Source organism: Klebsiella sp. Q2 (assembly GCF_009900705.1).
GTDB classification, from domain to species: Bacteria; Pseudomonadota; Gammaproteobacteria; order Enterobacterales; family Enterobacteriaceae; genus Klebsiella; species Klebsiella quasipneumoniae.
Window position 1 is genome coordinate 22,042 of record NZ_JAAABE010000009.1, and the last position, 23,265, is coordinate 45,306.

20 protein-coding genes are annotated in these 23,265 nt (G+C 55.9%); 14 read left to right on the plus strand and 6 right to left on the minus strand.

All coding sequences use genetic code 11. The features are described 5' to 3' along the window. Positions 1-9: 9 nt before the first annotated feature. The 13 genes from atpA to GT756_RS24415 all read left to right on the plus strand — a co-directional run bounded on the left by atpA (position 10) and on the right by GT756_RS24415 (position 16,661). Positions 10-1,551 (plus strand): F0F1 ATP synthase subunit alpha, encoded by a 1,542-nt coding sequence (gene atpA / locus GT756_RS24355; RefSeq protein WP_004144995.1) that lies wholly within the window; start codon positions 10-12, stop codon positions 1,549-1,551. 50 nt (positions 1,552-1,601) lie between these two features. After that, on the plus strand, positions 1,602-2,465 hold the full coding sequence (gene atpG / locus GT756_RS24360) for a F0F1 ATP synthase subunit gamma (protein ID WP_004144996.1): 864 nt from the start codon (positions 1,602-1,604) through the stop codon (positions 2,463-2,465). Positions 2,466-2,491: 26 nt separating this feature from the next. After that, complete coding sequence (gene atpD / locus GT756_RS24365) at positions 2,492-3,874, plus strand: F0F1 ATP synthase subunit beta (protein ID WP_004144997.1); 1,383 nt, start codon at positions 2,492-2,494, stop codon at positions 3,872-3,874. Positions 3,875-3,894: 20 nt separating this feature from the next. Further along, positions 3,895-4,314 (plus strand): F0F1 ATP synthase subunit epsilon, encoded by a 420-nt coding sequence (locus tag GT756_RS24370; protein WP_001251971.1) that lies wholly within the window; start codon positions 3,895-3,897, stop codon positions 4,312-4,314. Positions 4,315-5,009: 695 nt separating this feature from the next. Beyond that, complete coding sequence (gene glmU / locus GT756_RS24375) at positions 5,010-6,380, plus strand: bifunctional UDP-N-acetylglucosamine diphosphorylase/glucosamine-1-phosphate N-acetyltransferase GlmU (protein WP_017899654.1); 1,371 nt, start codon at positions 5,010-5,012, stop codon at positions 6,378-6,380. A 186-nt stretch (positions 6,381-6,566) separates the two neighbouring features. Beyond that, positions 6,567-8,396, plus strand: coding sequence for a glutamine--fructose-6-phosphate transaminase (isomerizing) (glmS, locus tag GT756_RS24380; RefSeq protein ID WP_032456774.1), 1,830 nt, complete (start codon positions 6,567-6,569; stop codon positions 8,394-8,396). A 339-nt stretch (positions 8,397-8,735) separates the two neighbouring features. Continuing rightward, positions 8,736-9,776: a phosphate ABC transporter substrate-binding protein PstS gene (gene pstS, locus GT756_RS24385; protein ID WP_004150308.1), complete on the plus strand. Its 1,041-nt coding sequence runs from the start codon at positions 8,736-8,738 to the stop codon at positions 9,774-9,776. A gap of 128 nt (positions 9,777-9,904) precedes the next feature. After that, positions 9,905-10,864, plus strand: coding sequence for a phosphate ABC transporter permease PstC (gene pstC, locus GT756_RS24390; RefSeq protein ID WP_004202302.1), 960 nt, complete (start codon positions 9,905-9,907; stop codon positions 10,862-10,864). Next, positions 10,864-11,754 (plus strand): phosphate ABC transporter permease PstA, encoded by an 891-nt coding sequence (pstA, locus tag GT756_RS24395; RefSeq protein WP_004202301.1) that lies wholly within the window; start codon positions 10,864-10,866, stop codon positions 11,752-11,754. Before pstC ends, pstA begins: the two co-directional genes overlap by 1 nt. Before the next feature lie 47 nt (positions 11,755-11,801). After that, positions 11,802-12,575 (plus strand): phosphate ABC transporter ATP-binding protein PstB, encoded by a 774-nt coding sequence (gene pstB, locus GT756_RS24400; RefSeq protein WP_004145006.1) that lies wholly within the window; start codon positions 11,802-11,804, stop codon positions 12,573-12,575. A 50-nt stretch (positions 12,576-12,625) separates the two neighbouring features. Then, on the plus strand, positions 12,626-13,351 hold the full coding sequence (phoU, locus tag GT756_RS24405; protein ID WP_004107251.1) for a phosphate signaling complex protein PhoU: 726 nt from the start codon (positions 12,626-12,628) through the stop codon (positions 13,349-13,351). Between the two features lie 473 nt (positions 13,352-13,824). After that, entirely contained in the window at positions 13,825-15,456 is a 1,632-nt protein-coding gene (locus GT756_RS24410) for a carbohydrate porin (RefSeq protein WP_017899655.1), read from the plus strand. 38 nt (positions 15,457-15,494) lie between these two features. Continuing rightward, the gene (locus GT756_RS24415; protein ID WP_048326132.1) at positions 15,495-16,661 is read left to right on the plus strand and encodes an alpha/beta hydrolase-fold protein; all 1,167 of its coding nucleotides are present in this window, start codon (positions 15,495-15,497) and stop codon (positions 16,659-16,661) included. Between the two features lie 174 nt (positions 16,662-16,835). Here GT756_RS24415 and yieH read toward each other — a convergent pair whose 3' ends face one another. After that, positions 16,836-17,501, minus strand: a complete 666-nt coding sequence (gene yieH / locus GT756_RS24420) for a 6-phosphogluconate phosphatase (protein ID WP_004202295.1) — start codon at positions 17,499-17,501, stop codon at positions 16,836-16,838. Positions 17,502-17,670: 169 nt separating this feature from the next. On the opposite strand from yieH, the gene GT756_RS24425 reads away from it, so the two are divergent. Further along, a complete protein-coding gene (locus tag GT756_RS24425; protein ID WP_004202294.1) occupies positions 17,671-19,008 on the plus strand; it encodes an NCS2 family permease in 1,338 nt (445 codons plus the stop codon). Positions 19,009-19,053: 45 nt separating this feature from the next. On the opposite strand, the gene GT756_RS24430 is transcribed toward GT756_RS24425, so the two are convergent. The 5 genes from GT756_RS24430 to GT756_RS24450 all read right to left on the minus strand — a co-directional run bounded on the left by GT756_RS24430 (position 19,054) and on the right by GT756_RS24450 (position 23,174). Beyond that, a complete protein-coding gene (locus tag GT756_RS24430; RefSeq protein WP_004202293.1) occupies positions 19,054-19,620 on the minus strand; it encodes an NADPH-dependent FMN reductase in 567 nt (188 codons plus the stop codon). A gap of 36 nt (positions 19,621-19,656) precedes the next feature. Then, positions 19,657-20,232, minus strand: coding sequence for a 4'-phosphopantetheinyl transferase superfamily protein (locus tag GT756_RS24435; protein WP_072140520.1), 576 nt, complete (start codon positions 20,230-20,232; stop codon positions 19,657-19,659). A gap of 310 nt (positions 20,233-20,542) precedes the next feature. Further along, complete coding sequence (yidZ, locus tag GT756_RS24440) at positions 20,543-21,502, minus strand: HTH-type transcriptional regulator YidZ (RefSeq protein WP_004202291.1); 960 nt, start codon at positions 21,500-21,502, stop codon at positions 20,543-20,545. After that, entirely contained in the window at positions 21,471-22,655 is a 1,185-nt protein-coding gene (locus GT756_RS24445; RefSeq protein ID WP_004202290.1) for an MFS transporter, read from the minus strand. Before GT756_RS24445 ends, yidZ begins: the two co-directional genes overlap by 32 nt. Positions 22,656-22,754: 99 nt before the next feature. Then, entirely contained in the window at positions 22,755-23,174 is a 420-nt protein-coding gene (locus GT756_RS24450; RefSeq protein WP_004202289.1) for a GNAT family N-acetyltransferase, read from the minus strand. Between the last annotated feature and the right edge of the window lie 91 nt (positions 23,175-23,265).

Here is a 23,265-nt window from a genome sequence, read left to right on the forward strand (position 1 = left end):
GACTGGAGCATGCAACTGAATTCCACCGAAATCAGCGAACTGATCAAGCAGCGCATTGCTCAGTTCAATGTTGTGAGCGAAGCTCATAACGAAGGTACTATTGTTTCTGTAAGTGACGGTGTTATCCGCATCCACGGCCTTGCCGAATGTATGCAGGGTGAGATGATCTCCCTGCCGGGTAACCGTTACGCTATCGCACTGAACCTGGAGCGCGACTCCGTCGGTGCGGTGGTGATGGGTCCGTACGCTGACCTCGCCGAAGGCATGAAGGTGAAATGTACTGGCCGTATCCTGGAAGTTCCGGTTGGTCGTGGCCTGCTGGGCCGCGTGGTTAACACCCTGGGCGCGCCAATTGATGGTAAAGGTCCGCTGGAAAACGACGGTTTCTCCGCCGTTGAAGCGATCGCGCCGGGCGTAATCGAACGTCAGTCCGTCGATCAGCCGGTACAGACCGGTTATAAATCCGTTGACGCCATGATCCCAATCGGTCGTGGTCAGCGTGAACTGATCATCGGCGACCGTCAGACCGGTAAAACTGCGCTGGCTATCGATGCCATCATCAACCAGCGTGATTCCGGCATCAAGTGCGTCTATGTTGCTATCGGCCAGAAAGCGTCCACCATCTCTAACGTGGTGCGTAAACTGGAAGAGCACGGCGCGCTGGCTAACACCATCGTGGTGGTAGCGACTGCATCCGAATCTGCTGCACTGCAATACCTGGCGCCATACGCCGGTTGCGCAATGGGCGAATACTTCCGCGACCGCGGTGAAGATGCGCTGATCGTTTACGATGACCTGTCTAAACAGGCTGTTGCTTATCGTCAGATCTCCCTGCTGCTCCGTCGTCCGCCAGGACGTGAAGCGTTCCCGGGTGACGTATTCTACCTCCACTCTCGTCTGCTGGAGCGTGCTGCGCGTGTTAACGCCGAATACGTTGAAGCCTTCACCAAAGGTGAAGTGAAAGGGAAAACCGGTTCTCTGACCGCGCTGCCGATTATCGAAACCCAGGCGGGTGACGTTTCCGCGTTCGTTCCGACCAACGTAATCTCCATTACCGATGGTCAGATCTTCCTGGAAACCAACCTGTTCAACGCCGGTATTCGTCCTGCGGTTAACCCGGGTATCTCGGTATCCCGTGTGGGTGGTGCAGCGCAGACCAAGATCATGAAGAAACTGTCCGGTGGTATCCGTACCGCGCTGGCGCAGTATCGTGAACTGGCGGCGTTCTCCCAGTTTGCATCCGACCTTGACGATGCAACCCGCAAACAGCTGGACCACGGTCAGAAAGTGACCGAACTGCTGAAACAGAAACAGTATGCGCCGATGTCCGTCGCGCAGCAGTCTCTGGTTCTGTTCGCAGCAGAACGTGGTTATCTGGCTGATGTAGAACTGGCGAAAATCGGTAGCTTCGAAGCCGCACTGCTGGCTTACGTCGACCGTGATCACGCTCCGCTGATGCAAGAGATTAACCAGTCCGGTGGCTATAACGACGAAATCGAAGGCAAGCTGAAAGGCATCCTCGATTCCTTCAAAGCAACCCAGTCCTGGTAACGTCTGGCGGTCTGTCTTAGGGCAGGCCGCAAGGCATTGAGGAGAAGCTCATGGCCGGCGCAAAAGAGATACGTAGTAAGATCGCAAGCGTCCAGAACACGCAAAAGATCACTAAAGCGATGGAGATGGTCGCCGCTTCCAAAATGCGTAAATCGCAGGAGCGCATGGCGGCCAGCCGTCCTTACGCAGATACTATGCGCAAAGTGATTGGTCACCTTGCGAACGGTAATCTGGAATATAAGCACCCTTACCTGGAAGAACGCGACGTTAAGCGCGTGGGCTACCTGGTGGTGTCGACCGACCGTGGTTTGTGCGGCGGCTTGAACATTAACCTGTTCAAGAAACTGCTGGCGGAAATGAAAGCATGGTCCGATAAAGGCGTTCAGTGCGACCTCGCAATGATCGGCTCTAAGGGCGTCTCTTTCTTTAACTCCGTTGGCGGCAACGTTGTTGCACAGGTGACCGGTATGGGGGATAACCCATCCCTGTCCGAACTGATCGGCCCGGTAAAAGTGATGTTGCAGGCCTATGATGAAGGCCGTCTGGACAAGCTGTACGTTGTCAGCAACAAATTTATTAACACCATGTCTCAGGTTCCGACGATCACTCAGCTGCTGCCGTTACCGGCATCAGAAGACGCTGATCTGAAACGTAAATCCTGGGATTACCTGTATGAGCCCGATCCGAAAGCGCTGCTGGATACCCTCCTGCGCCGCTACGTCGAGTCTCAGGTTTATCAGGGCGTGGTTGAAAACCTGGCCAGCGAGCAGGCCGCCCGTATGGTGGCGATGAAAGCCGCGACCGATAATGGCGGCAGCCTGATTAAAGAGCTGCAGTTGGTATACAACAAAGCTCGTCAGGCCAGCATTACTCAGGAACTCACCGAGATCGTCTCGGGGGCCGCCGCGGTTTAACCAGGTTATTTCGTAGAGGATTTAAGATGGCTACTGGAAAGATTGTCCAGGTAATCGGCGCCGTGGTCGACGTCGAGTTCCCTCAGGATGCCGTACCACGCGTGTACGAAGCCCTTGAGGTACAGAATGGTAATGAAGTTCTGGTGCTGGAAGTTCAGCAGCAGCTGGGCGGCGGTATCGTGCGTACCATCGCCATGGGTTCTTCCGATGGTCTGCGCCGCGGTCTGGATGTAAAAGACCTCGAGCACCCGATCGAAGTCCCGGTTGGTAAAGCTACGCTGGGTCGTATCATGAACGTACTGGGTCAACCGGTCGACATGAAAGGCGACATCGGCGAAGAAGAGCGTTGGGCTATCCACCGCGCAGCGCCGTCCTATGAAGAGCTGTCCAGCTCTCAGGAACTGCTGGAAACCGGCATCAAAGTTATCGACCTGATGTGTCCGTTCGCGAAGGGCGGTAAAGTCGGTCTGTTCGGTGGTGCGGGTGTCGGTAAAACCGTAAACATGATGGAGCTGATCCGTAACATCGCGATCGAGCACTCCGGTTACTCCGTGTTTGCGGGCGTAGGTGAGCGTACTCGTGAGGGTAACGACTTCTACCACGAAATGACCGACTCCAACGTTATCGATAAAGTATCCCTGGTGTACGGCCAGATGAACGAGCCGCCGGGAAACCGTCTGCGCGTTGCGCTGACCGGCCTGACCATGGCTGAGAAATTCCGTGACGAAGGTCGTGACGTACTGCTGTTCGTCGATAACATCTATCGTTACACCCTGGCCGGTACGGAAGTATCCGCACTGCTGGGTCGTATGCCTTCAGCGGTAGGTTATCAGCCGACTCTGGCGGAAGAGATGGGCGTTCTGCAGGAACGTATCACCTCCACCAAAACCGGTTCTATCACCTCCGTACAGGCGGTATACGTACCGGCGGATGACTTAACTGACCCATCCCCAGCCACTACCTTTGCTCACTTAGATGCAACCGTAGTACTGAGCCGTCAGATCGCTTCCCTGGGTATCTACCCGGCTGTTGACCCGCTGGACTCCACCAGCCGTCAGCTGGATCCGCTGGTTGTTGGTCAGGAACACTACGACACCGCGCGTGGCGTTCAGTCCATCCTGCAGCGTTATCAGGAACTGAAAGACATCATCGCCATCCTCGGTATGGACGAACTGTCTGAAGAAGACAAACTGGTGGTAGCTCGCGCACGTAAGATCCAGCGCTTCCTGTCCCAGCCGTTCTTCGTGGCTGAAGTCTTTACCGGTTCTCCGGGCAAATACGTGGCGCTGAAAGACACCATCCGTGGCTTTAAAGGCATCATGGAAGGCGAATACGATCACCTGCCAGAGCAGGCGTTCTACATGGTCGGTTCCATCGACGAAGCCGTGGAAAAAGCCAAAAAACTTTAACGCCTTAATCGGAGGGTGATATGGCAATGACTTACCACCTGGACGTCGTCAGCGCAGAGCAACAAATGTTCTCTGGTCTGGTCGAAAAAATCCAGGTAACGGGTAGCGAAGGTGAACTGGGTATTTACCCGGGACACGCACCGCTGCTCACCGCCATTAAGCCTGGTATGATTCGCATCGTTAAACAGCACGGTCATGAAGAGTTTATCTATCTGTCCGGCGGCATTCTTGAAGTGCAGCCTGGCAGCGTGACCGTCCTGGCGGATACCGCAATTCGTGGTCAGGACCTCGACGAAGCGCGAGCGCTGGAAGCGAAACGCAAAGCGGAAGAGCACATTAAGAGCTCTCACGGCGATGTGGATTACGCTCAGGCGTCTGCGGAACTGGCCAAAGCGATCGCTAAACTGCGCGTTATCGAGTTGACCAAAAAAGCGATGTAACACCGGCTTGAACGTAAAAAGCCAGTCTGGTTTCCAGGCTGGCTTTTTTTATGCCCAGCTGCTGACGAGCGGATGAAGTGAAAACAGAATTCACCCTTAATTGTTATTGATTAGTTAAATGATGAAGCGTAGACTCTATTTTATGTGATGTATATCACATAAAATAGCGTTATCAAACTGCACCTGCGTCAGGAAATCATCATGAAACTGTTCCATAAAATCATCGCTAAATTTAGCGTCCTGAGCTTCTAAGCTCCGCGCTATCCCCCCCGCTGACACGACGTATCGCCCATCAAAACGACAACACTGGCGATGTGAAACCGGGCAAAGAAGGTCACCTGACGGTGGCCTTTCGTTTTTTATCGCTACATCAATCACTTTGCCGCCCTCCCCCGCCAGCGACTGGCGACGATTATCCTGGTTCTTCCCGCTGTGGGTACTGAAAATCGCTTTCCGCAGCGGCTTTATTCAGGTGGCGAAAAAACAGCAAAAGCAGTGAGATAGTCAATGATTATCCTCCCCGCCCTCCTTTTTCAGCGTTAAACTGATTTGCAGTGGTTAAAAATAGCGTCATAAAATGGTGTATAGCAGTGAGCCTGGACGTTTTCTCCACGTCTCGTTTTATGATGAAAAATATGTAGAAATTTCAACGTGAAAGGCTTTTACTTTTCGTTCTAACTACCGTCAGGATGAGTATGTCAAATAGTGCGATGAGCGTGGTTATCCTTGCCGCAGGCAAAGGGACCCGCATGTATTCCGATCTTCCTAAGGTGCTGCATACCCTGGCCGGGAAGCCAATGGTGCAGCATGTCATTGATGCCGCTAACGATTTAGGCGCATGTGCGGTACACCTGGTGTATGGCCACGGTGGCGATCTGCTGCGTCAGACGCTGCATGAAGACAACCTGAACTGGGTGCTGCAGGCCGAGCAGCTTGGAACCGGGCACGCCATGCAGCAGGCGGCGCCGTTCTTCAATGATGATGAAGACATCCTGATGCTCTACGGCGATGTGCCGCTGATCTCCGTCGAGACGCTACAGCGCCTGCGCGCCGCGAAGCCGCAGGGCGGGATTGGTCTGCTGACCGTGAAGCTGGATGATCCAACCGGCTACGGCCGCATTACCCGTGAAAATGGCCAGGTGACGGGCATCGTTGAGCACAAAGATGCCAGCGAGGCGCAGCGCCAGATTCAGGAAATTAACACTGGGATCCTGATCGCCGGCGGAGCGGACCTCAAGCGCTGGCTGGCGAATCTCACCAATAACAACGCCCAGGGCGAATACTACATCACCGATATCATCGCCATGGCGCATCAGGAAGGTCGCGAGATCGTTGCCGTGCATCCCCAGCGCCTGAGCGAAGTCGAAGGCGTCAACAACCGCCTGCAGCTTGCGCGCCTGGAGCGCGTCTACCAGGCTGAGCAAGCGGAAAAGCTGCTGCTGGCGGGAGTGATGCTGCGCGATCCGGCGCGTTTCGATCTGCGCGGTACGCTGCAGCACGGGCGCGATGTGGAGATCGATACTAACGTTATTCTGGAAGGCCGCATCGTGCTGGGCGATCGAGTGAAAATCGGCGCCGGCTGCGTGATTAAAAACAGCATTATCGGCGATGATTGTGAAATCAGCCCCTACAGCGTGGTGGAAGATGCCCAGCTGCAGGCGGCCTGCACCATCGGTCCATTTGCCCGTCTGCGCCCGGGCGCCGAATTGCTGGAAGGCGCCCACGTTGGCAACTTCGTGGAAATGAAAAAGGCGCGTCTCGGCAAAGGCTCCAAGGCGGGTCATCTGACCTATCTGGGCGATGCGGAGATCGGTGATAACGTCAATATCGGCGCGGGCACCATCACCTGCAACTACGATGGCGCGAACAAACACAAAACGATTATTGGCGACGATGTCTTTGTCGGCTCGGATACCCAGCTGGTGGCCCCGGTTACGGTAGGCAACGGCGTCACTATCGCCGCCGGCACCACCGTCACACGCAATATCGCCGATAACGAACTGGTGTTGAGCCGCGTGCCGCAGGTCCATAAGCAGGGCTGGCAGCGTCCGGTGAAGAAAAAATGAACAGAATTGTCGCCGGGGGTGTACAACGCCAGGCGAACCAGGATGAGAGGGTCAACATAGATCCCCGTCCGCAGGCAGTACCATAACAATAACCCCACTCTCTACAAGGCTCGGGGCGCCCGGAAAACGGGCAAATACAGGTCAGCGACAACGCATGGCATATCGCCATTATCAGGAAATTTAACTATGTGTGGAATTGTTGGCGCAGTCGCGCAGCGTGATATTGCTGAAATCCTTCTCGAAGGTTTACGTCGTCTGGAATACCGTGGCTATGACTCTGCCGGTCTGGCGGTAGTCGACAGCGAAGGTCATATGACCCGCGTGCGTCGCCTGGGTAAGGTACAGATGCTGGCTCAGGCGGTCGAAGAGCAACCGTTACACGGTGGTACCGGGATCGCCCATACTCGCTGGGCGACGCACGGCGAACCGTCCGAGAGCAATGCGCATCCGCATGTTTCTGAACACATTGTGGTGGTCCATAACGGGATCATCGAAAACCACGAGCCGCTGCGCGCATTGCTGCAGTCTCGCGGCTATGTCTTCGTCACTGAGACCGATACCGAAGTTATCGCCCATCTGGTGCACTGGGAGCTGGAACAAGGTGGAACCTTGCGTGAAGCCGTGCTGCGCGCCATCCCGCAGCTGCGCGGCGCCTACGGCACCGTGATCATGGATACCCGCGACCCGGGTACCCTGCTGGCGGCCCGCTCCGGTAGCCCGCTGGTTATCGGTCTGGGCATGGGGGAAAACTTTATCGCCTCCGACCAGCTGGCGCTGCTGCCGGTTACCCGCCGCTTCATCTTCCTTGAAGAAGGCGACATTGCGGAAGTGACTCGTCGCTCGGTAGTGATTTTCGATAAATCCGCTGCGCAAGTGAAGCGCCAGGAGATCGAATCCAATCTGCAATATGATGCCGGCGATAAAGGTATCTATCGCCACTATATGCAGAAAGAGATTTTCGAACAGCCGAATGCGATTAAGAACACCCTGACCGGGCGAATCAGCCACGGCGAAGTCGATCTCAGCGAGCTGGGACCGAACGCCAATGAAATGCTGGCTCAGGTTGAACATATTCAGATTGTTGCCTGCGGGACCTCCTATAACTCCGGGATGGTCTCCCGCTATTGGTTCGAGGCGTTAGCCGGCGTGCCGTGCGATGTGGAAATCGCCTCCGAATTCCGCTATCGGAAGTCTGCGGTGCGTCGTAACAGCCTGATGATCACCCTTTCCCAGTCTGGTGAAACCGCCGATACCCTGGCGGCGCTGCGTTTGTCGAAAGAGCTGGGCTATCTCGGCTCGCTGGCCATCTGCAACGTGCCGGGCTCGTCGCTGGTGCGTGAATCCGATCTGGCGCTGATGACCAAAGCCGGAACGGAAATTGGCGTGGCCTCGACCAAGGCCTTTACCACTCAGCTGACGGTGCTGCTGATGCTGGTGGCGAAACTGGCGCGATTGAAAGGCCAGGATGCGTCCATTGAGCATGATATCGTCCACGGCCTGCAGGCGCTGCCGAACCGTATCGAGCAGATGCTCTCCCAGGACAAGCGTATTGAGCAGCTGGCAGAGCGTTTCTCTGATAAGCATCATGCGCTGTTCCTTGGCCGCGGCGATCAGTACCCGATCGCTATGGAAGGGGCGCTGAAGCTGAAAGAGATCTCCTATATTCACGCGGAAGCCTACGCGGCAGGCGAGCTTAAGCACGGCCCGCTGGCGCTGATTGATGCGGAAATGCCGGTGATCGTAGTGGCGCCGAACAATGAGCTGCTGGAAAAACTGAAATCCAACATCGAAGAGGTTCGCGCCCGCGGCGGTGAGCTGTACGTTTTCGCCGACGGTGACGCCGGCTTCAACGGCAGCGACAACATGCACATCATTGAGATGCCGCATGTCGAAGAGAGCATCGCGCCTATCTTCTACACCGTACCGCTGCAGCTGCTGGCTTATCACGTTGCGCTGATCAAAGGCACTGACGTTGATCAGCCGCGTAACCTGGCGAAATCGGTCACGGTTGAGTAACGTATTATCTCTTTTGCAAAGGGCTGCCGGCGGCGGCCCTTTTTTATTTTTACCTGCTGTTTTTCGCCGATCTTGTGCGCAATATCTGGGGAGGCGATAGATGACAAACGATCGTTTTGCTCTGCGATTTCGCTGTCATAAAAAGAAAATTATTCTGTCATTGTGTGGTCATGCTAGTAGATAACTATTTGAGTTATAAGCGTATTATTTGACGTAAAATCCCCCCTCCCGGCGTGTCATAAAACTGTCATGATTCGTACATTTTACTGTCACCTCTTTGACCTATTTTGCTCACCATAGCCTCGAAACAATGATTTACGAATCCCAGCAGGAGACATTATGAACGTTATGCGTACCACCGTCGCAACAGTTGTCGCCGCGACCTTATCGATGAGCGCTTTCTCTGCTTTCGCAGCAGCAAGCCTGACTGGCGCAGGTGCAACTTTTCCTGCGCCGGTGTATGCCAAATGGGCTGACACCTATCAGAAAGAAACTGGCAATAAAGTGAACTACCAGGGTATTGGTTCCTCTGGTGGCGTTAAACAGATTATTGCCAACACCGTGGATTTCGGTGCTTCTGATGCTCCGCTGGCTGATGACAAACTGACCCAGGAAGGCCTGTTCCAGTTCCCGACCGTGATTGGCGGCGTGGTGCTGGCGGTTAACCTGCCTGGCGTGAAATCCGGCGAGCTGGTGCTGGATGGCAAAACCCTCGGCGATATCTACCTGGGTAAAATTAAAAAATGGGATGACGAAGCGATCGCTAAGCTCAACCCGGGTCTGAAGCTGCCGTCGCAGAATATCGCCGTGGTTCGCCGCGCCGATGGTTCCGGTACCTCCTTCGTCTTTACCAGCTACCTGTCCAAAGTGAATGAAGAGTGGAAATCGAAAATCGGCGCAGGCTCTACCGTTAACTGGCCAACCGGTCTGGGCGGTAAAGGCAACGACGGTATCGCCGCTTTTGTTCAGCGTCTGCCGGGCTCGATTGGTTACGTCGAATACGCTTACGCCAAGCAAAACAACCTGGCGTACACCAAACTGGTCTCTGCCGACGGCAAGCCGGTTAGCCCGACTGAAGACAACTTCGCTAACGCCGCAAAAGGCGTTGACTGGAGCAAGTCTTTCGCTCAGGACCTGACTAACCAGAAAGGTGAAAACGCATGGCCGATCACCTCAACCACCTTCATCCTGGTGCATAAGGCGACGAACAAGCCTGAGCAGACCGCCGAAGTGCTGAAGTTCTTTGACTGGGCGTATAAAAACGGCGGGAAAGAAGCTAATGCGCTGGATTACGCGACGCTGCCGGAAAGCGTGGTAGAGCAGGTTCGTGCGGCATGGAAAACCAACGTCAAAGACAGCAGCGGTAAAGCGCTGTACTAACAGTAGATTTTTGACGAAGATGGCGGGGGCGTTCAGGCGCTGCCCGCCCTACGGTTCAGACTGTAGGCCCGGGAGCCAACGCCACCGGGCATTTATTCGAACAAGTTTTAATACGTAAAGAGTAATCTATGGCTGCAACCAAGCCTGCATTTACCCCTCCGGGGAAAAAGGGTGACATAATTTTCAGTGCGCTGGTAAAACTGGCTGCGCTGATTGTGCTATTGATGCTGGGCGGCATCATTGTTTCCCTGATCATCTCTTCCTGGCCGAGCATTCAAAAGTTTGGCTTTGCCTTTTTGTGGACCAAAGAGTGGGATGCGCCCAACGAAATCTTCGGCGCGCTGGTGCCGATCTACGGAACTCTGGTGACCTCCTTTATCGCGCTGCTGATCGCCGTCCCGGTGAGCTTCGGCATCGCGCTGTTTCTGACTGAACTGTCCCCCGCCTGGCTCAAGCGCCCGCTGGGCATTGCGATTGAGCTGCTGGCGGCAATCCCGAGTATCGTGTACGGCATGTGGGGCCTGTTTATTTTCGCCCCGCTGTTTGCGACTTACTTCCAGGAGCCGGTGGGGAACGTCCTGTCGACCATCCCGTTCGTCGGCGCGCTGTTTGCCGGCCCGGCGTTTGGGATTGGCATTCTCGCCGCTGGCGTCATTCTGGCCATCATGATCATCCCTTATATCGCCGCGGTCATGCGCGATGTTTTCGAACAGACGCCGGTGATGATGAAAGAGTCGGCCTATGGCATCGGCTGCACCACCTGGGAAGTGATCTGGCGCATCGTTTTACCGTTCACCAAAAACGGGGTGATCGGCGGCGTGATGCTCGGTCTGGGCCGCGCGCTGGGTGAAACCATGGCGGTCACCTTTATCATCGGCAACACCTACCAGCTCGACAGCATATCGCTGTATATGCCGGGGAACAGCATTACCTCCGCGCTGGCCAACGAATTTGCCGAAGCGGAAACCGGCCTGCACGTGGCGGCGCTAATGGAGCTGGGCCTGATCCTGTTCGTTATCACCTTTATCGTTCTGGCGGCGTCGAAGTTTATGATTATGCGCCTCGCGAAGAATGAGGGGGCACGCTAATGGCGACCATTGAAATGCAAAGCACCGCCGAGCTGGCGGAGTCCCGCCGCAAGATGCAGGCCAAACGCCGCATGAAGAACCGTATCGCTCTGGCGCTGTCGATGGCCACCATGGCGTTTGGTTTGTTCTGGCTTATCTGGATCCTGATGGCGACCATAACCCGCGGCTTCGACGGCATGAGTCTGGCGCTGTTTACCGAAATGACGCCGCCGCCGAATACCGCGGGCGGTGGTCTGGCCAACGCCCTCGCCGGCAGCGGCCTGCTGATCCTGTGGGCAACCGTCTTTGGTACGCCGCTGGGTATCCTCGCCGGAATTTATTTGGCGGAGTATGGCCGCAAGTCGGTGCTGGCTGAAATTATCCGCTTTATCAACGATATTCTGCTTTCCGCACCGTCTATCGTGGTCGGCCTGTTCGTCTACACCATCGTGGTGGCGCAGATGCAGCACTTCTCGGGCTGGGCGGGCGTTATCGCCCTGGCGCTGCTGCAGGTGCCTATCGTTATTCGTACCACCGAAAACATGCTGAAACTGGTGCCGGATAGCCTGCGTGAAGCGGCCTATGCGCTGGGGACGCCGAAGTGGAAGATGATCTCGGCGATCACCCTGAAAGCCTCCGTCTCAGGGATTATGACCGGGATCCTGCTGGCTATCGCCCGTATCGCTGGGGAAACGGCGCCCTTGCTGTTCACCGCGTTGTCTAACCAGTTCTGGAGCACCGACATGATGCAGCCGATTGCCAACCTGCCGGTGACCATTTTCAAATTTGCCATGAGTCCGTTTGCGGAGTGGCAGCAACTGGCATGGGCCGGGGTATTGATTATCACCCTGTGCGTCTTGCTGCTGAACATCCTGGCGCGCGTTATCTTCGCCAAGAAGAAACACGGTTAATTTTTTGCGGCGCAGCCACGGCTGCGCTGAATGAGGAAGAGATTGAGATGAGTATGGTGAATACAGCTCCGGGTAAGATTTCAGTTCGTAACCTGAACTTCTACTACGGCAAATTCCATGCCCTGAAGAACATCAACCTGGATATCACCAAAAACCAGGTAACGGCGTTTATCGGTCCGTCAGGCTGTGGTAAATCCACCCTGCTGCGCACGTTCAACAAAATGTTTGAACTGTATCCGGAGCAGCGTGCGGAAGGCGAGATCCTACTGGATGGCGACAATATTCTGACTAACACCCAGGATATCGCCCTGCTGCGCGCTAAGGTTGGCATGGTGTTCCAGAAGCCAACGCCGTTCCCGATGTCCATTTACGACAACATCGCTTTCGGCGTGCGCCTGTTTGAAAAACTGTCCCGTGCCGATATGGACGAGCGCGTGCAGTGGGCGCTGACCAAAGCCGCATTATGGAACGAAACCAAAGATAAACTGCACCAGAGCGGGTATTCTCTCTCCGGTGGTCAGCAGCAGCGTCTGTGTATTGCCCGCGGTATCGCGATCCGCCCGGAAGTGCTGCTGCTTGATGAGCCGTGCTCCGCGCTGGACCCGATCTCCACCGGGCGTATCGAAGAGCTGATCACCGAGCTGAAACAGGACTACACCGTCGTTATCGTGACTCACAACATGCAGCAGGCTGCGCGTTGCTCCGACCATACGGCATTTATGTATCTTGGCGAGCTGATTGAGTTCAGCAATACGGATGACCTGTTCACCAAGCCCGCGAAGAAACAAACTGAAGATTATATTACTGGCCGCTACGGTTGATTTGCCCTTGTGCTTTCAGGCTCTCACCAGTTGGGCAATCAGGAGACACCATGGACAACCTAAATCTTAACAAACATATTTCCGGCCAGTTCAACGCTGAACTGGAGTATATCCGCACCCAGGTGATGACCATGGGGGGGCTGGTGGAGCAACAGCTTTCTGATGCGATCACCGCAATGCATAACCAGGACAGCGAACTGGCGAAACGCGTGATTGACGGCGACAAACAGGTCAACATGATGGAAGTGGCGATCGATGAAGCCTGCGTGCGCATCATCGCCAAGCGCCAGCCGACCGCCAGCGACCTGCGCCTGGTGATGGCGATCATCAAGACTATCGCTGAGCTGGAACGCATTGGCGATGTGGCGGATAAAATCTGCCGTACCGCGCTGGAGAAGTTTTCCCAGCAGCATCAGCCGCTGCTGGTGAGCCTTGAATCGCTGGGCCGCCATACGGTGCAGATGCTGCATGACGTGCTGGATGCCTTCGCGCGTATGGATCTCGACGAGGCGGTACGTATCTATCGCGAAGACAAGAAAGTCGACCAGGAATATGAAGGCATCGTACGTCAGCTGATGACCTACATGATGGAAGACTCGCGCACTATCCCCAGCGTCCTGACGGCGCTGTTCTGCGCGCGCTCCATCGAGCGTATCGGCGACCGCTGCCAGAATATCTGCGAATATATTTTCTACTTCGTCAAAGGCCAGGATTTCCGTCATGTGGGCGGCGATGAACTGGATAAATTGCTCGCTGGTAAAGATCCGAAAGAGTAATAATCATTTTGTCTAATTCTGATGAATGGATTTATCAGAATTAGATATGATTCCTCCACCGGCAGCGATATTGCTGAGATTATCGTCACAATTAACAGGCTGCCCGTTTGAGTTCTTCATTTTATCGCGTAACAATCAGCATCCACTGACTGAGCGCGCAAGCTCAGAATGTTTTAAACGGATTGTTACTGCGACAGCAGGCAAAACCTGATATTGCCCCCACGGCGGCGATATCAGGTTTTTTTATGCGTGCGAAGAATGACTTAATAAGGGTTGCTACCGCGATGCGCGGGCAAAACCTGAAGAGGATTATCTGTTAAGGCAGATCGTCTTCTTCGGGTTTTTTTGCTTTTTTCCAGGCGCAAAAATAACAGTCCCCGCGCCCTTAAGCGGTATGGATAAAGCTATTTGAACCCGCGCGATGCTTGTCGCTGTCGTTTTTATTAATGCCAATACTTATATAAGGGAATATTATGATGAGAAAAACCAGGATCGCTTCGGCGATAGCCTTGCTGGCGCCGCTTTGTTATTCAACCTCCCTGATCGCGAGCCAGCTGACGGTAGAGCAACGGCTTGAGTTGCTGGAAAAAGCGCTCAGCGATACGCAAAAAGAGCTCAAAAAATATCAAGACCAGGAGAGAAAAAGAGACCAGATTTGGGCCTCATGGTCTCCGCCTGCAGAGAGCCAGAAGCGCAACGTCGCGGCGGCGGCCGGACCGAAAGCAGCGGTGAAACCGGATGCGGTACTGGTCAAAAATCAACAACCTGCTACAGACAGTGCACCAGCCTACAGCGCGATGACGCTGAAAGATTTTAGCAGGTTCGTCAAAGATGAAATTGGCTTTAGCTATAACGGCTACTTCCGCTCGGGCTGGGGAACCGCCTCGCATGGCTCGCCAAAATCGTGGGCCATCGGCTCGCTTGGCCGTCTGGGCAATGAATATTCCGGCTGGTTCGATCTGCAGCTGAAGCAGCGGGTGTTTCAGGAAGGCGATAAACGCGTCGACGCCATCGTGATGCTCGACGGGAACGTTGGCCAGCAGTATTCCACTGGCTGGTTTGGCGACAATGCCGGCGGCGAAAACTACATCCAATTCTCGGATATGTACGTTAACACCAAAGGATTCCTGCCGTTTGCCCCGGAGGCCGATTTCTGGGTCGGCAAACACGGTGCGCCAAAAATCGAGATCCAGATGCTGGACTGGAAAACGCAGAGAACCGATGCGGCGGCTGGCGTGGGGCTGGAAAACTGGCAGGTTGGCGTCGGGAAATTCGATATCGCGCTGGTGCGGGAAGATGTTGATGACTACGATCGTTCCTTGAGCAATAAGCAGCAAATAAACACCAATACCCTTGATATCCGTTACAAAGAGATCCCGCTGTGGGATAAAGCCAGCCTGATGGTCAGCGGACGCTATGTCGCTGCCAACCAAAGTTCTTCTGAGAAATATAAAGAGGGCAATGAAGGCTATTATCCATGGAAAGATACCTGGATGGCCGGCACCTCGTTAACGCAAAAATTTGCTAACGGCGGCTTTAACGAATTCTCTTTCTTACTGGCGAATAACTCCATTGCCAGCAGCTTCTCGCGCTATGCCGGATCCAGCCCCTATACAACCTTTAACGGCCGCTATTATGGCGACCATACCAATGGCACCGCCGTGCGCTTAACCTCGCAAGGGGAAACCTATTTACGTGATGACATTATTATGGCGAATGCCATCGTTTACTCTTTTGGTAACGACGTTTACAGCTACGAGACCGGGGCCCACTCCGATTTTGAATCCATCCGTACGGTCCTGCGACCGGCTTATATCTGGAATAAATATAACCAGACCGGCGTCGAACTGGGGTACTTCAAGCAGCAAAACAAAGATGTTACCGGCAAAAAATATAACGAGTCCGGCTATAAGACCACGCTGTTCCATACCTTCAAAGTTAATACCAGTATGCTGACCTCGCGCCCGGAAATTCGCTTCTATGCCACCTATATTAAAGCGAAGGATATCGACCTGGATAAGGCCGCGAATAACACCACCAGCATTTTTGAAGACGGTAAAAACGATCAGTTTGCCGTAGGGGCGCAGGCGGAAATCTGGTGGTGAGACGATAACAGAACGGACACAACATAAGAGGAATAACGATGAAACGACATGCAATTTATTTCGCCCTGGCGCTGGCGGGCGCGGCGTTCACCATTCAGGCGGCACCGTTGCCCGCGGTGCCGGACCCCTCCCTGCCGGTGAGCCACTTTATCACCCAAGTTAACGCGGATAAAAGTATCACTTACCGCCTGTTTGCCCCTGATGCCCGGCGGGTTTCGGTAGTCACCGGCGCCACGCCGGACTCTTTTGTCTCGCACGACATGACCAAGGCAGCGGACGGAGTCTGGACATGGAAAAGCGAGCCGATGAAGCCCAATCTCTATGAATACTATTTCGATGTGGATGGCTTCCGCTCGGTAGATACCGGCGGCCGCTATCAGAAGCCGCAGCGCCAGGTGAACACCAGTTTGATTCTGGTGCCGGGCAGTATTCTTGACGATCGGGCGGTCGCGCACGGCGATCTGCGCACCCTTACCTATCACTCAAAGGCGCTGAACGCTGAACGTCGTCTCTATGTCTGGACGCCGCCGGGTTATAGCGGAACCGGCGATCCGCTGCCGGTGCTCTATTTCTATCATGGCTTTGGCGACAGCGGCCTGTCGGCCATCGATCAGGGGCGGATCCCGCAAATCATGGATAACCTGCTGGCGGAGGGCAAGATCAAGCCAATGCTGGTGGTGGTCCCGGATACCGAAACCGATATCCCGGAAGCCATCGCGGAAAACTTCCCGCCGCAGGAGCGACGCAAAACCTTCTATCCGCTGAATGCGCAGGCGGCGGATAAAGAGCTCATGCAGGATATTATTCCGCTGATCGATGCCCGGTTTAACGTGCGTAAAGATGCCGACGGTCGGGCGCTCGCCGGGCTGTCGCAGGGCGGCTATCAGGCGCTGGTCTCCGGAATGAATCATCTGGAGAGCTTTGGCTGGCTCGCCACGTTTAGCGGCGTCACAACCACCACGGTGCCGAATGCTGGTGTGGAAGCGCAGCTGAAACATCCTGAGGCGATCAATAAACAGCTGCGTAACTTTACCGTGGTCGTCGGGGAAAAAGATTCCGTGACCGGCAAAGACATCGCGGGTCTGAAAAGCGAGCTGGAAAAACAGAAGATCAACTTTGACTATCACGCCTATCCCGGCCTGAACCATGAAATGGACGTCTGGCGCCCTGCCTACGCGGAGTTTGTGCAAAAACTGTTTAAATAGCCGGAGGGGGCGTTTAGCCCCCGTTTTCCGCGAGTGAAGAAAGACAAGATGAAAGTGCTTGTGTCCGAAGATAATGAGTTAAGCCGGTCGCCAGCCATCCTGTTCTGGGCGAGATCACAGCGCTACCGGGCTACCCTTGCTGCCAACCGTCGCCCGGCCAGGCGACGCCGGGGGCTAGCGAGTGATATCCCAACCGCGCGCTTTCCACAATGCCGGCAGCGCAGCCAGATCGGTAAAGGTTGTCACTTTGGGATGATCGATTGGCGGGTTGTGCGGATCGGCGCAGAAGTAGAACACCTCCATGCCGGCGGCTATTCCCGATTGTGCACCTGCACTGGAATCATCAACCAGAATGCAGTTCTCAACGTTAACGTTCATCGCCTTTGCGGCATGGAACATCAGCGCCGGATCGGGTTTCCAGCGCTGAATATCGTAGCCGCTGTACAACCGGTCAGCGAAATGGTGCAGCAGGCCGGTGCGGCCGAGAGAGTGTTGCATCTTACTGACCGGGCCATTGGAGACCACGCACATCGGGACGCTTACCGCATCCAGCAGCGCCTGGGCTCCAGCAATCACCTCCAGTTCGCTATCGAACAGGCGGGCGACTTCCGCACGGTAAATCGGCTCCAGGGTGGCCTTTTGCAGGTTAACGCCATGCTCGGCGTTGATGGTGTCGATTATTTCGTACAGCTTTACGCCTTTGAAGCGCTTAAAAATCTCTGCCAGCTCCAGCGTAATGCCAAATTCCTGGAACATGTGCACGTAGGCGCGGGAGCAAATTACCTCGCTGTCGACCAGCGTGCCGTCACAGTCAAAAAATACTGCTTCTGGTTGAGTCATAGCCATTCCATATTAACAAGTTTAACGTTTTCGTCATGTCCAATGCCGCGACGCAATCGTTGCCGTATAAGCAAAATAAATGAAAAAAATTACCATACAACCGCGCCTGGCGCTGTAATTTGGTATAGGATAGCGTCGAATTTTCCCTCCTTACGTTCGGAAACCGATAATGAGTCAACAACAAACCAGCCAGTCTTCTGGCCAGGGTCTGCTGGAGCGCGTATTTAAACTGCGCGAGCACGGCACCACGGTGCGCACGGAAGCCATCGCCGGTTTCACCACGTTCCTGACGATGGTGTATATCGTTTTTGTTAACCCACAAATTCTTGGCGTAGCGGGCATGGATACCAGCGCCGTGTTTGTGACCACCTGTCTGATTGCCGCTTTCGGCAGTATCATGATGGGGCTGTTCGCGAACCTGCCGGTTGCTCTGGCGCCGGCGATGGGCCTGAACGCCTTTTTCGCCTTTGTGGTGGTGCAGGCGATGGGCCTGCCATGGCAGGTCGGCATGGGCGCGATTTTCTGGGGCGCCGTCGGCCTGCTGCTGCTGACGATCTTCCGCGTACGCTACTGGATGATCGCCAATATTCCGCTGAGCCTGCGCGTGGGCATCACCAGCGGGATCGGCCTGTTTATCGGTATGATGGGCCTGAAGAACGCCGGGGTTATCGTCGCTAACCCGGAAACGCTGGTCAGCATTGGTCATCTGACTTCCCACAGCGTGCTGCTGGGCGTGCTGGGCTTCTTTATCATCGCGATTCTGGCGTCGCGCAACATTCACGCCGCGGTACTGGTCTCTATCGTGGTGACCACCCTGCTGGGCTGGATGCTGGGGGATGTGCACTACACCGGTATCGTCTCAGCTCCGCCGAGCGTGACTTCGGTGATCGGTCATGTCGATCTGGCGGGCTCCCTGAATCTGGGCCTGGCCGGGGTAATCTTCTCCTTTATGCTGGTCAACCTGTTTGACTCCTCCGGGACGCTGATCGGCGTGACGGATAAAGCGGGTCTGGCGGACGCCAACGGTAAATTCCCGCGCATGAAGCAGGCGCTGTTTGTCGATAGCGTCTCGTCGGTGGCAGGTTCCTTCATCGGCACCTCGTCGGTAACAGCGTATATCGAATCCTCCTCCGGCGTTTCCGTAGGCGGGCGCACCGGCCTGACCGCCGTTGTCGTCGGTATCCTGTTCCTGCTGGTTATCTTCCTCTCTCCGCTGGCGGGGATGGTTCCGGCCTATGCGGCCGCCGGCGCGCTGATTTACGTCGGCGTGCTGATGACCTCCAGCCTGGCGCGCGTGAAGTGGGATGACCTGACGGAAGCGGTACCGGCGTTTATCACCGCGGTGATGATGCCGTTTAGCTTCTCGATCACTGAAGGTATCGCCCTGGGCTTTATCTCCTACTGCGTGATGAAGATCGGCACCGGCCGTCTGCGCGACCTCAGCCCTTGCGTAATTATCGTCTCGCTGCTGTTCGTGCTGAAGATTGTCTTTATTGATGCACATTAATCCGCACGCATGATGAAAAAGCCCGGCATCGCTGCCGGGCTTTTTTTATGCTTTTACCCGCTTAATATAATCGCCAAAGGCGGTCAGCTGGCCGCGCAGATGGTCGAGGGTGCTCTGATCGACCACTTCACCTGACTGCGGATCCACTTTGTTCTGGATCACGCCGCCCATAAATTCCGGTTTATTCATTACCATCGCATCGAGGAACACCAGAATCTGCCGCAGATGATACTGGCAGCGCGCGCCGCCGATGGCGCCCATTGAGCTGGTTTGAATCAGCACCGGCTTGCCGGACAGCGGCTGCTCTGGCAGGCGTGAAAGCCAGTCGATGGCGTTTTTCAGGCCGCCAGGCACGGAATAGTTATACTCGGGGGTGACGATCACCACGCCATCCGCCTCGCGGATCTGTTGCGCAATCTCCTGCACGCGCTGCGGGAATCCCTCTTCTTCCTGAATATCAGCATCGTACAGCGGAATATCGCCGATTGACGGCAGCGCGGAGATGTCCATGCCCGCCGGCGCGATGCCGGGCAGGGTACGCGCGACCATTCCATTAAACGACCCTTTACGCAGGCTGCCGAGTAACGTAACCACTTTCAAGGTATCTGACATGATTGCTCCTTTGGATCATGATGCCGGCAAGACCGGTCAATTGAGGGATAAGGTTTTTTCCGTGGGTAGGCTGGTAAAGCGCATCAGGCGGGCTGACGGCTCGCGCGCGCGCCGCTGAGCGTCCGCCAGGCTGTGCCAGTCGCCTCCCTTAGCGTCATACTCCCAGACCTTCAGCGGGCCGATATTCGGGGTAGCGGCAATCGACCACACCAGCAGCGATTCGGCGTCACAGACGGCTTCGATCGGCAGGCTGCCGGCGGTACGCAGGCGGCCGGAGCCAGGCAGCAGCTGCAGCTGCGTTGATGTTTCACCGGTCAGCTTCAGCACGCTGCGCCGCAGCGCCACCAGTTGGCTGCGCGCTTCGTCCGGGTCATGCTGAATGTTAACCCACAGATTCTCATTGTTACTGAAATTTTGCCGGTCGGCGTCGTGGCTGCGGACAGTGCGCTGCAGCTCCATATCGAGGCCACAATCCCCTTCGGTGGTCAGCGCTACGCCAACGATATTGCCAGTATAAGAGATAGAGAAGCGGGGAAGGTGACGATCGCTAAAAACCGGTCGGCCATTGGCTTCGTTAACGATTTCAGGCAGCTCGCCGATGCCGTAAAGCATAAACAGCAGTTCGGCGAGCAGCGACCGCGAAGCGCGAAAGCGGGCTTGCCGGTATTCAGGGAGCCGACGTGCGGATTGATGACAGGCCGCTGACAAACGTGTCGATAGCGGCTCCCCGGTACTGAGTATCCCTCGTGCAAAATGCGTTGCCATACGTCGCTCCGTGAGTAATGGTCTGAATGAAAACTGCGGGCGCTATTATCGCCTGGTATTAACAGGTTTTAATGCCGAAATCCCCCCTTGAAAAGGGAATTTGTTTGGATTTTACAAATTCTTGCGCAAATAAGGTGCTACGGACACGAAACAAAGCTTACAGCGTACCGGAATAGAGCGCTTTCAACGTATCTCTAAGCCAGACAAGCTTCGGGTTGTAGCTGTTGCGTTTATGCCATAGCAAGGTGAAGGGGACGCGAAGCTTTTCCAGATGCTGCGGCTCCAGCGGCAGCGGCCGGGAGACCAGCGGTAGCTGATGCTGCTGATTATAGTGCTGGCAGTAGCGTGGCGCGGTGGCCAGCATGGTGTGCTGCGGTTGAGCCGCCATAAAGAGGGATTGCTCAAACCCCGGCACGGTCAGCGCCACGTTACGCTTATGCCCCAGCTCCTGCAGCACGTCGTCCAGCGCCCAGGTATCGCGTTGTTCCCAGCAGATGGTGATATGCGGATAGCGTAAGAATGCCGCCAGATCCCACTCCTCCCTGAGCGCCGGATGATCGGCGCGCAGCCAGACCTGCGGCAGGTCGGTGAACAGCACATCAAAATCGATATACCACGGCAGCAGGCTCAGCAGCTCCCGCGACTGCGGATGGCTTTCGCGTCCGCAGAAGCCGATATCCACCTCGCCGCGGATGATGGCGTCCAGGGAGTCGTAGTCCCAGTTGCGCAAACGAATCAATGCCTGCGGGTAGCGCTGATAGATGCGCTGGGAGAGGGTGTTAAACAGGATCATCAGCAACGGCGTTTCCGCCGCCAGCTCGAACTTGAGGCCGCTCGGCATGGTGTGGTGCGGTTTATCGAGGATCTGGTTGCCCATCTGCATCCAGTCCGCCAGATCCTGCTCCATGCTGCTGACCAGCGGTGTAGGCGCCAGGCCCAGCGGCGTTTTGACAAACAGCGGATCGTCAAACCAGGCGCGCAGCTTGGCCAGCGACTTGCTCACCGCCGAGGGCGAAACGTTCATCCGCTTCGCCGTACGGGTGACGCTGAGCTCCTGGGTCAGGAGCTGCAGGCAGAGCAGTAAATTAAGATCGAGACTCGAAAGCGGCTTCTTCATTGTGTTGCGCAACCCGCGGCGGAGTGGCGACCAGTAGCAGAACAAGACTCACTATGCTACAGGCAATGAGTATCCCGATCAGCATATTCATTGCGCTGAGTCCGATGATGGCGGCGATCCAAATCCACAGCGACGAACCGCACACCTGCGCGATGCCGAGGACCGAGCTGGCGACACCGGCGCGCAGCGTGAATGGCCCCAGGGCCTGGCTCATTGCGACGCCGAAGCCGACGGAGAAGCCGGCGCAAATCATGCCCAGCCCGACCAGGGTGACGACCTGCTGGGTGGCGAGGCTCAGCGCCACGCCTGCCGCCAGGAACAGCAGCTGCGAGGTTATCATCAGGGTGCGTGGTTTAAACAGCGACAGGGCGAACGGCGTCGAGAAGGAGACCGCCATGCTGACCATCGCCATCAGCGCCATCGTCATGGAATAGGTGCCGCGATCGAACCCCATCTCCTCCATCATCAGTACCGGCGAGACGTTCACGTAGGTGAGGATCGCCGTCACGCTGAGGGTGGTGATGAGAATGCGGCTGAGGAAAAAGCGGTTCAACAGCGATTCGCCCGCGCCATGCTGCGGCATAGCCGTCTGCGCAGGCGCCGTCGGACGCGTCTCGCGCAGGATAAATACCGCCAGCAAACCCACTGTTACCCCCATGCCGATCATGGTGTAGAACAGACTCTGCCACGGGTATTTCAGCATGATCAGGTGGCCGAGCACCGGCGCCAGCACGGGGATGATGCAGGTAATGCCGTTGAGCAACGACAGCACTTTGGCCCGTCGACGGTCGTTCAGCGTATCGCGCAGAATAGCGAAAGCCACCACGTAGCAGCAGCCGGCGCCGATCCCCTGGATAAAGCGTCCGGTAAGGAAGTGGCTGCTGGTGTGCGCCTGCGCGCAGAGCAGGGAGGCGATAACAAAGATCGCCGCCCCCACCATGGCGACAGGCTTACGCCCCGAGCGGTCGGCGATACGGCCAGCAAACAGCATCGCGGAGGCCATTCCGGCCAGATAGACCGAGAAGGCGATATGTAATTGCGCCTCGCTGGCTCCCAGATCCTGAGCAATACGCGGCAGGCCGACGAGATACATATCGATGCCGGAGGGATAGAGCAGAACCAGGGCAAAGCTGCAGAGAAGAAAGCGTGTCATGAGATCCTCGCGATGTGAATGGCGTTCAGCATAGTGAGGAACGTCCCGCAAGACGAGTTGCCATTTGGACAACGCTATTTTCCTGGCAGGAAACGCGAACTAGCGGCCCCGGCATCGCCACACGCGGGCCATCCCTTCGCTTTCCGGCCGAACGCTTTCGAAGCCAAACTTCGCGTACAGCTCCGGAACATCCGCCACCAGCGTAACGTAGGCGCCGTCAAAGGCGTTAGCGTCCAGCCAGGCAACCAGCTTCTCCATCACCAGCCGCCCAAGGCCCTTTCCCTGGTGAGCCGGATCGACGGCGACGTCGACAATGTCGAAATTAATTGCGCCGTCGCCGACGATGCGCCCCATGGCGATAGGCGTCTCCTGCCAGAGGATATGTACGCCATAACAGCTGCGCGGCAGCCCGGCTCTGGCGCCTTCCAGGGGGCGCGGCGACATACCCGCTACCTCTCGCAGGTGGCAAAACGCTTCGGCGGAGGGCACCTTCTCGATCACGGTATATTCAACGGTCATGCTTTAGTCTCGTGGTTAAGGGGAGATAAAAGTAGAGAACGTTGCGCCGCAAAGGGCAAGAAAAAACCCGCATTAACGCGGCGTTAATGCG

Bases quoted from the DNA above. Each gene is read 5' to 3' on its own strand.
- atpA (WP_004144995.1), top strand. From the start codon at position 10: ATGCAACTGAATTCCACCGAAATCAGCGAACTGATCAAGCAGCGCATT.
- atpG (WP_004144996.1), top strand. From the start codon at position 1,602: ATGGCCGGCGCAAAAGAGATACGTAGTAAGATCGCAAGCGTCCAGAAC.
- atpD (WP_004144997.1), top strand. From the start codon at position 2,492: ATGGCTACTGGAAAGATTGTCCAGGTAATCGGCGCCGTGGTCGACGTC.
- GT756_RS24370 (WP_001251971.1), top strand. From the start codon at position 3,895: ATGGCAATGACTTACCACCTGGACGTCGTCAGCGCAGAGCAACAAATG.
- glmU (WP_017899654.1), top strand. From the start codon at position 5,010: ATGTCAAATAGTGCGATGAGCGTGGTTATCCTTGCCGCAGGCAAAGGG.
- glmS (WP_032456774.1), top strand. From the start codon at position 6,567: ATGTGTGGAATTGTTGGCGCAGTCGCGCAGCGTGATATTGCTGAAATC.
- pstS (WP_004150308.1), top strand. From the start codon at position 8,736: ATGAACGTTATGCGTACCACCGTCGCAACAGTTGTCGCCGCGACCTTA.
- pstC (WP_004202302.1), top strand. From the start codon at position 9,905: ATGGCTGCAACCAAGCCTGCATTTACCCCTCCGGGGAAAAAGGGTGAC.
- pstA (WP_004202301.1), top strand. From the start codon at position 10,864: ATGGCGACCATTGAAATGCAAAGCACCGCCGAGCTGGCGGAGTCCCGC.
- pstB (WP_004145006.1), top strand. From the start codon at position 11,802: ATGAGTATGGTGAATACAGCTCCGGGTAAGATTTCAGTTCGTAACCTG.
- phoU (WP_004107251.1), top strand. From the start codon at position 12,626: ATGGACAACCTAAATCTTAACAAACATATTTCCGGCCAGTTCAACGCT.
- GT756_RS24410 (WP_017899655.1), top strand. From the start codon at position 13,825: ATGATGAGAAAAACCAGGATCGCTTCGGCGATAGCCTTGCTGGCGCCG.
- GT756_RS24415 (WP_048326132.1), top strand. From the start codon at position 15,495: ATGAAACGACATGCAATTTATTTCGCCCTGGCGCTGGCGGGCGCGGCG.
- yieH (WP_004202295.1), bottom strand. From the start codon at position 17,501: ATGACTCAACCAGAAGCAGTATTTTTTGACTGTGACGGCACGCTGGTC.
- GT756_RS24425 (WP_004202294.1), top strand. From the start codon at position 17,671: ATGAGTCAACAACAAACCAGCCAGTCTTCTGGCCAGGGTCTGCTGGAG.
- GT756_RS24430 (WP_004202293.1), bottom strand. From the start codon at position 19,620: ATGTCAGATACCTTGAAAGTGGTTACGTTACTCGGCAGCCTGCGTAAA.
- GT756_RS24435 (WP_072140520.1), bottom strand. From the start codon at position 20,232: ATGCTTTACGGCATCGGCGAGCTGCCTGAAATCGTTAACGAAGCCAAT.
- yidZ (WP_004202291.1), bottom strand. From the start codon at position 21,502: ATGAAGAAGCCGCTTTCGAGTCTCGATCTTAATTTACTGCTCTGCCTG.
- GT756_RS24445 (WP_004202290.1), bottom strand. From the start codon at position 22,655: ATGACACGCTTTCTTCTCTGCAGCTTTGCCCTGGTTCTGCTCTATCCC.
- GT756_RS24450 (WP_004202289.1), bottom strand. From the start codon at position 23,174: ATGACCGTTGAATATACCGTGATCGAGAAGGTGCCCTCCGCCGAAGCG.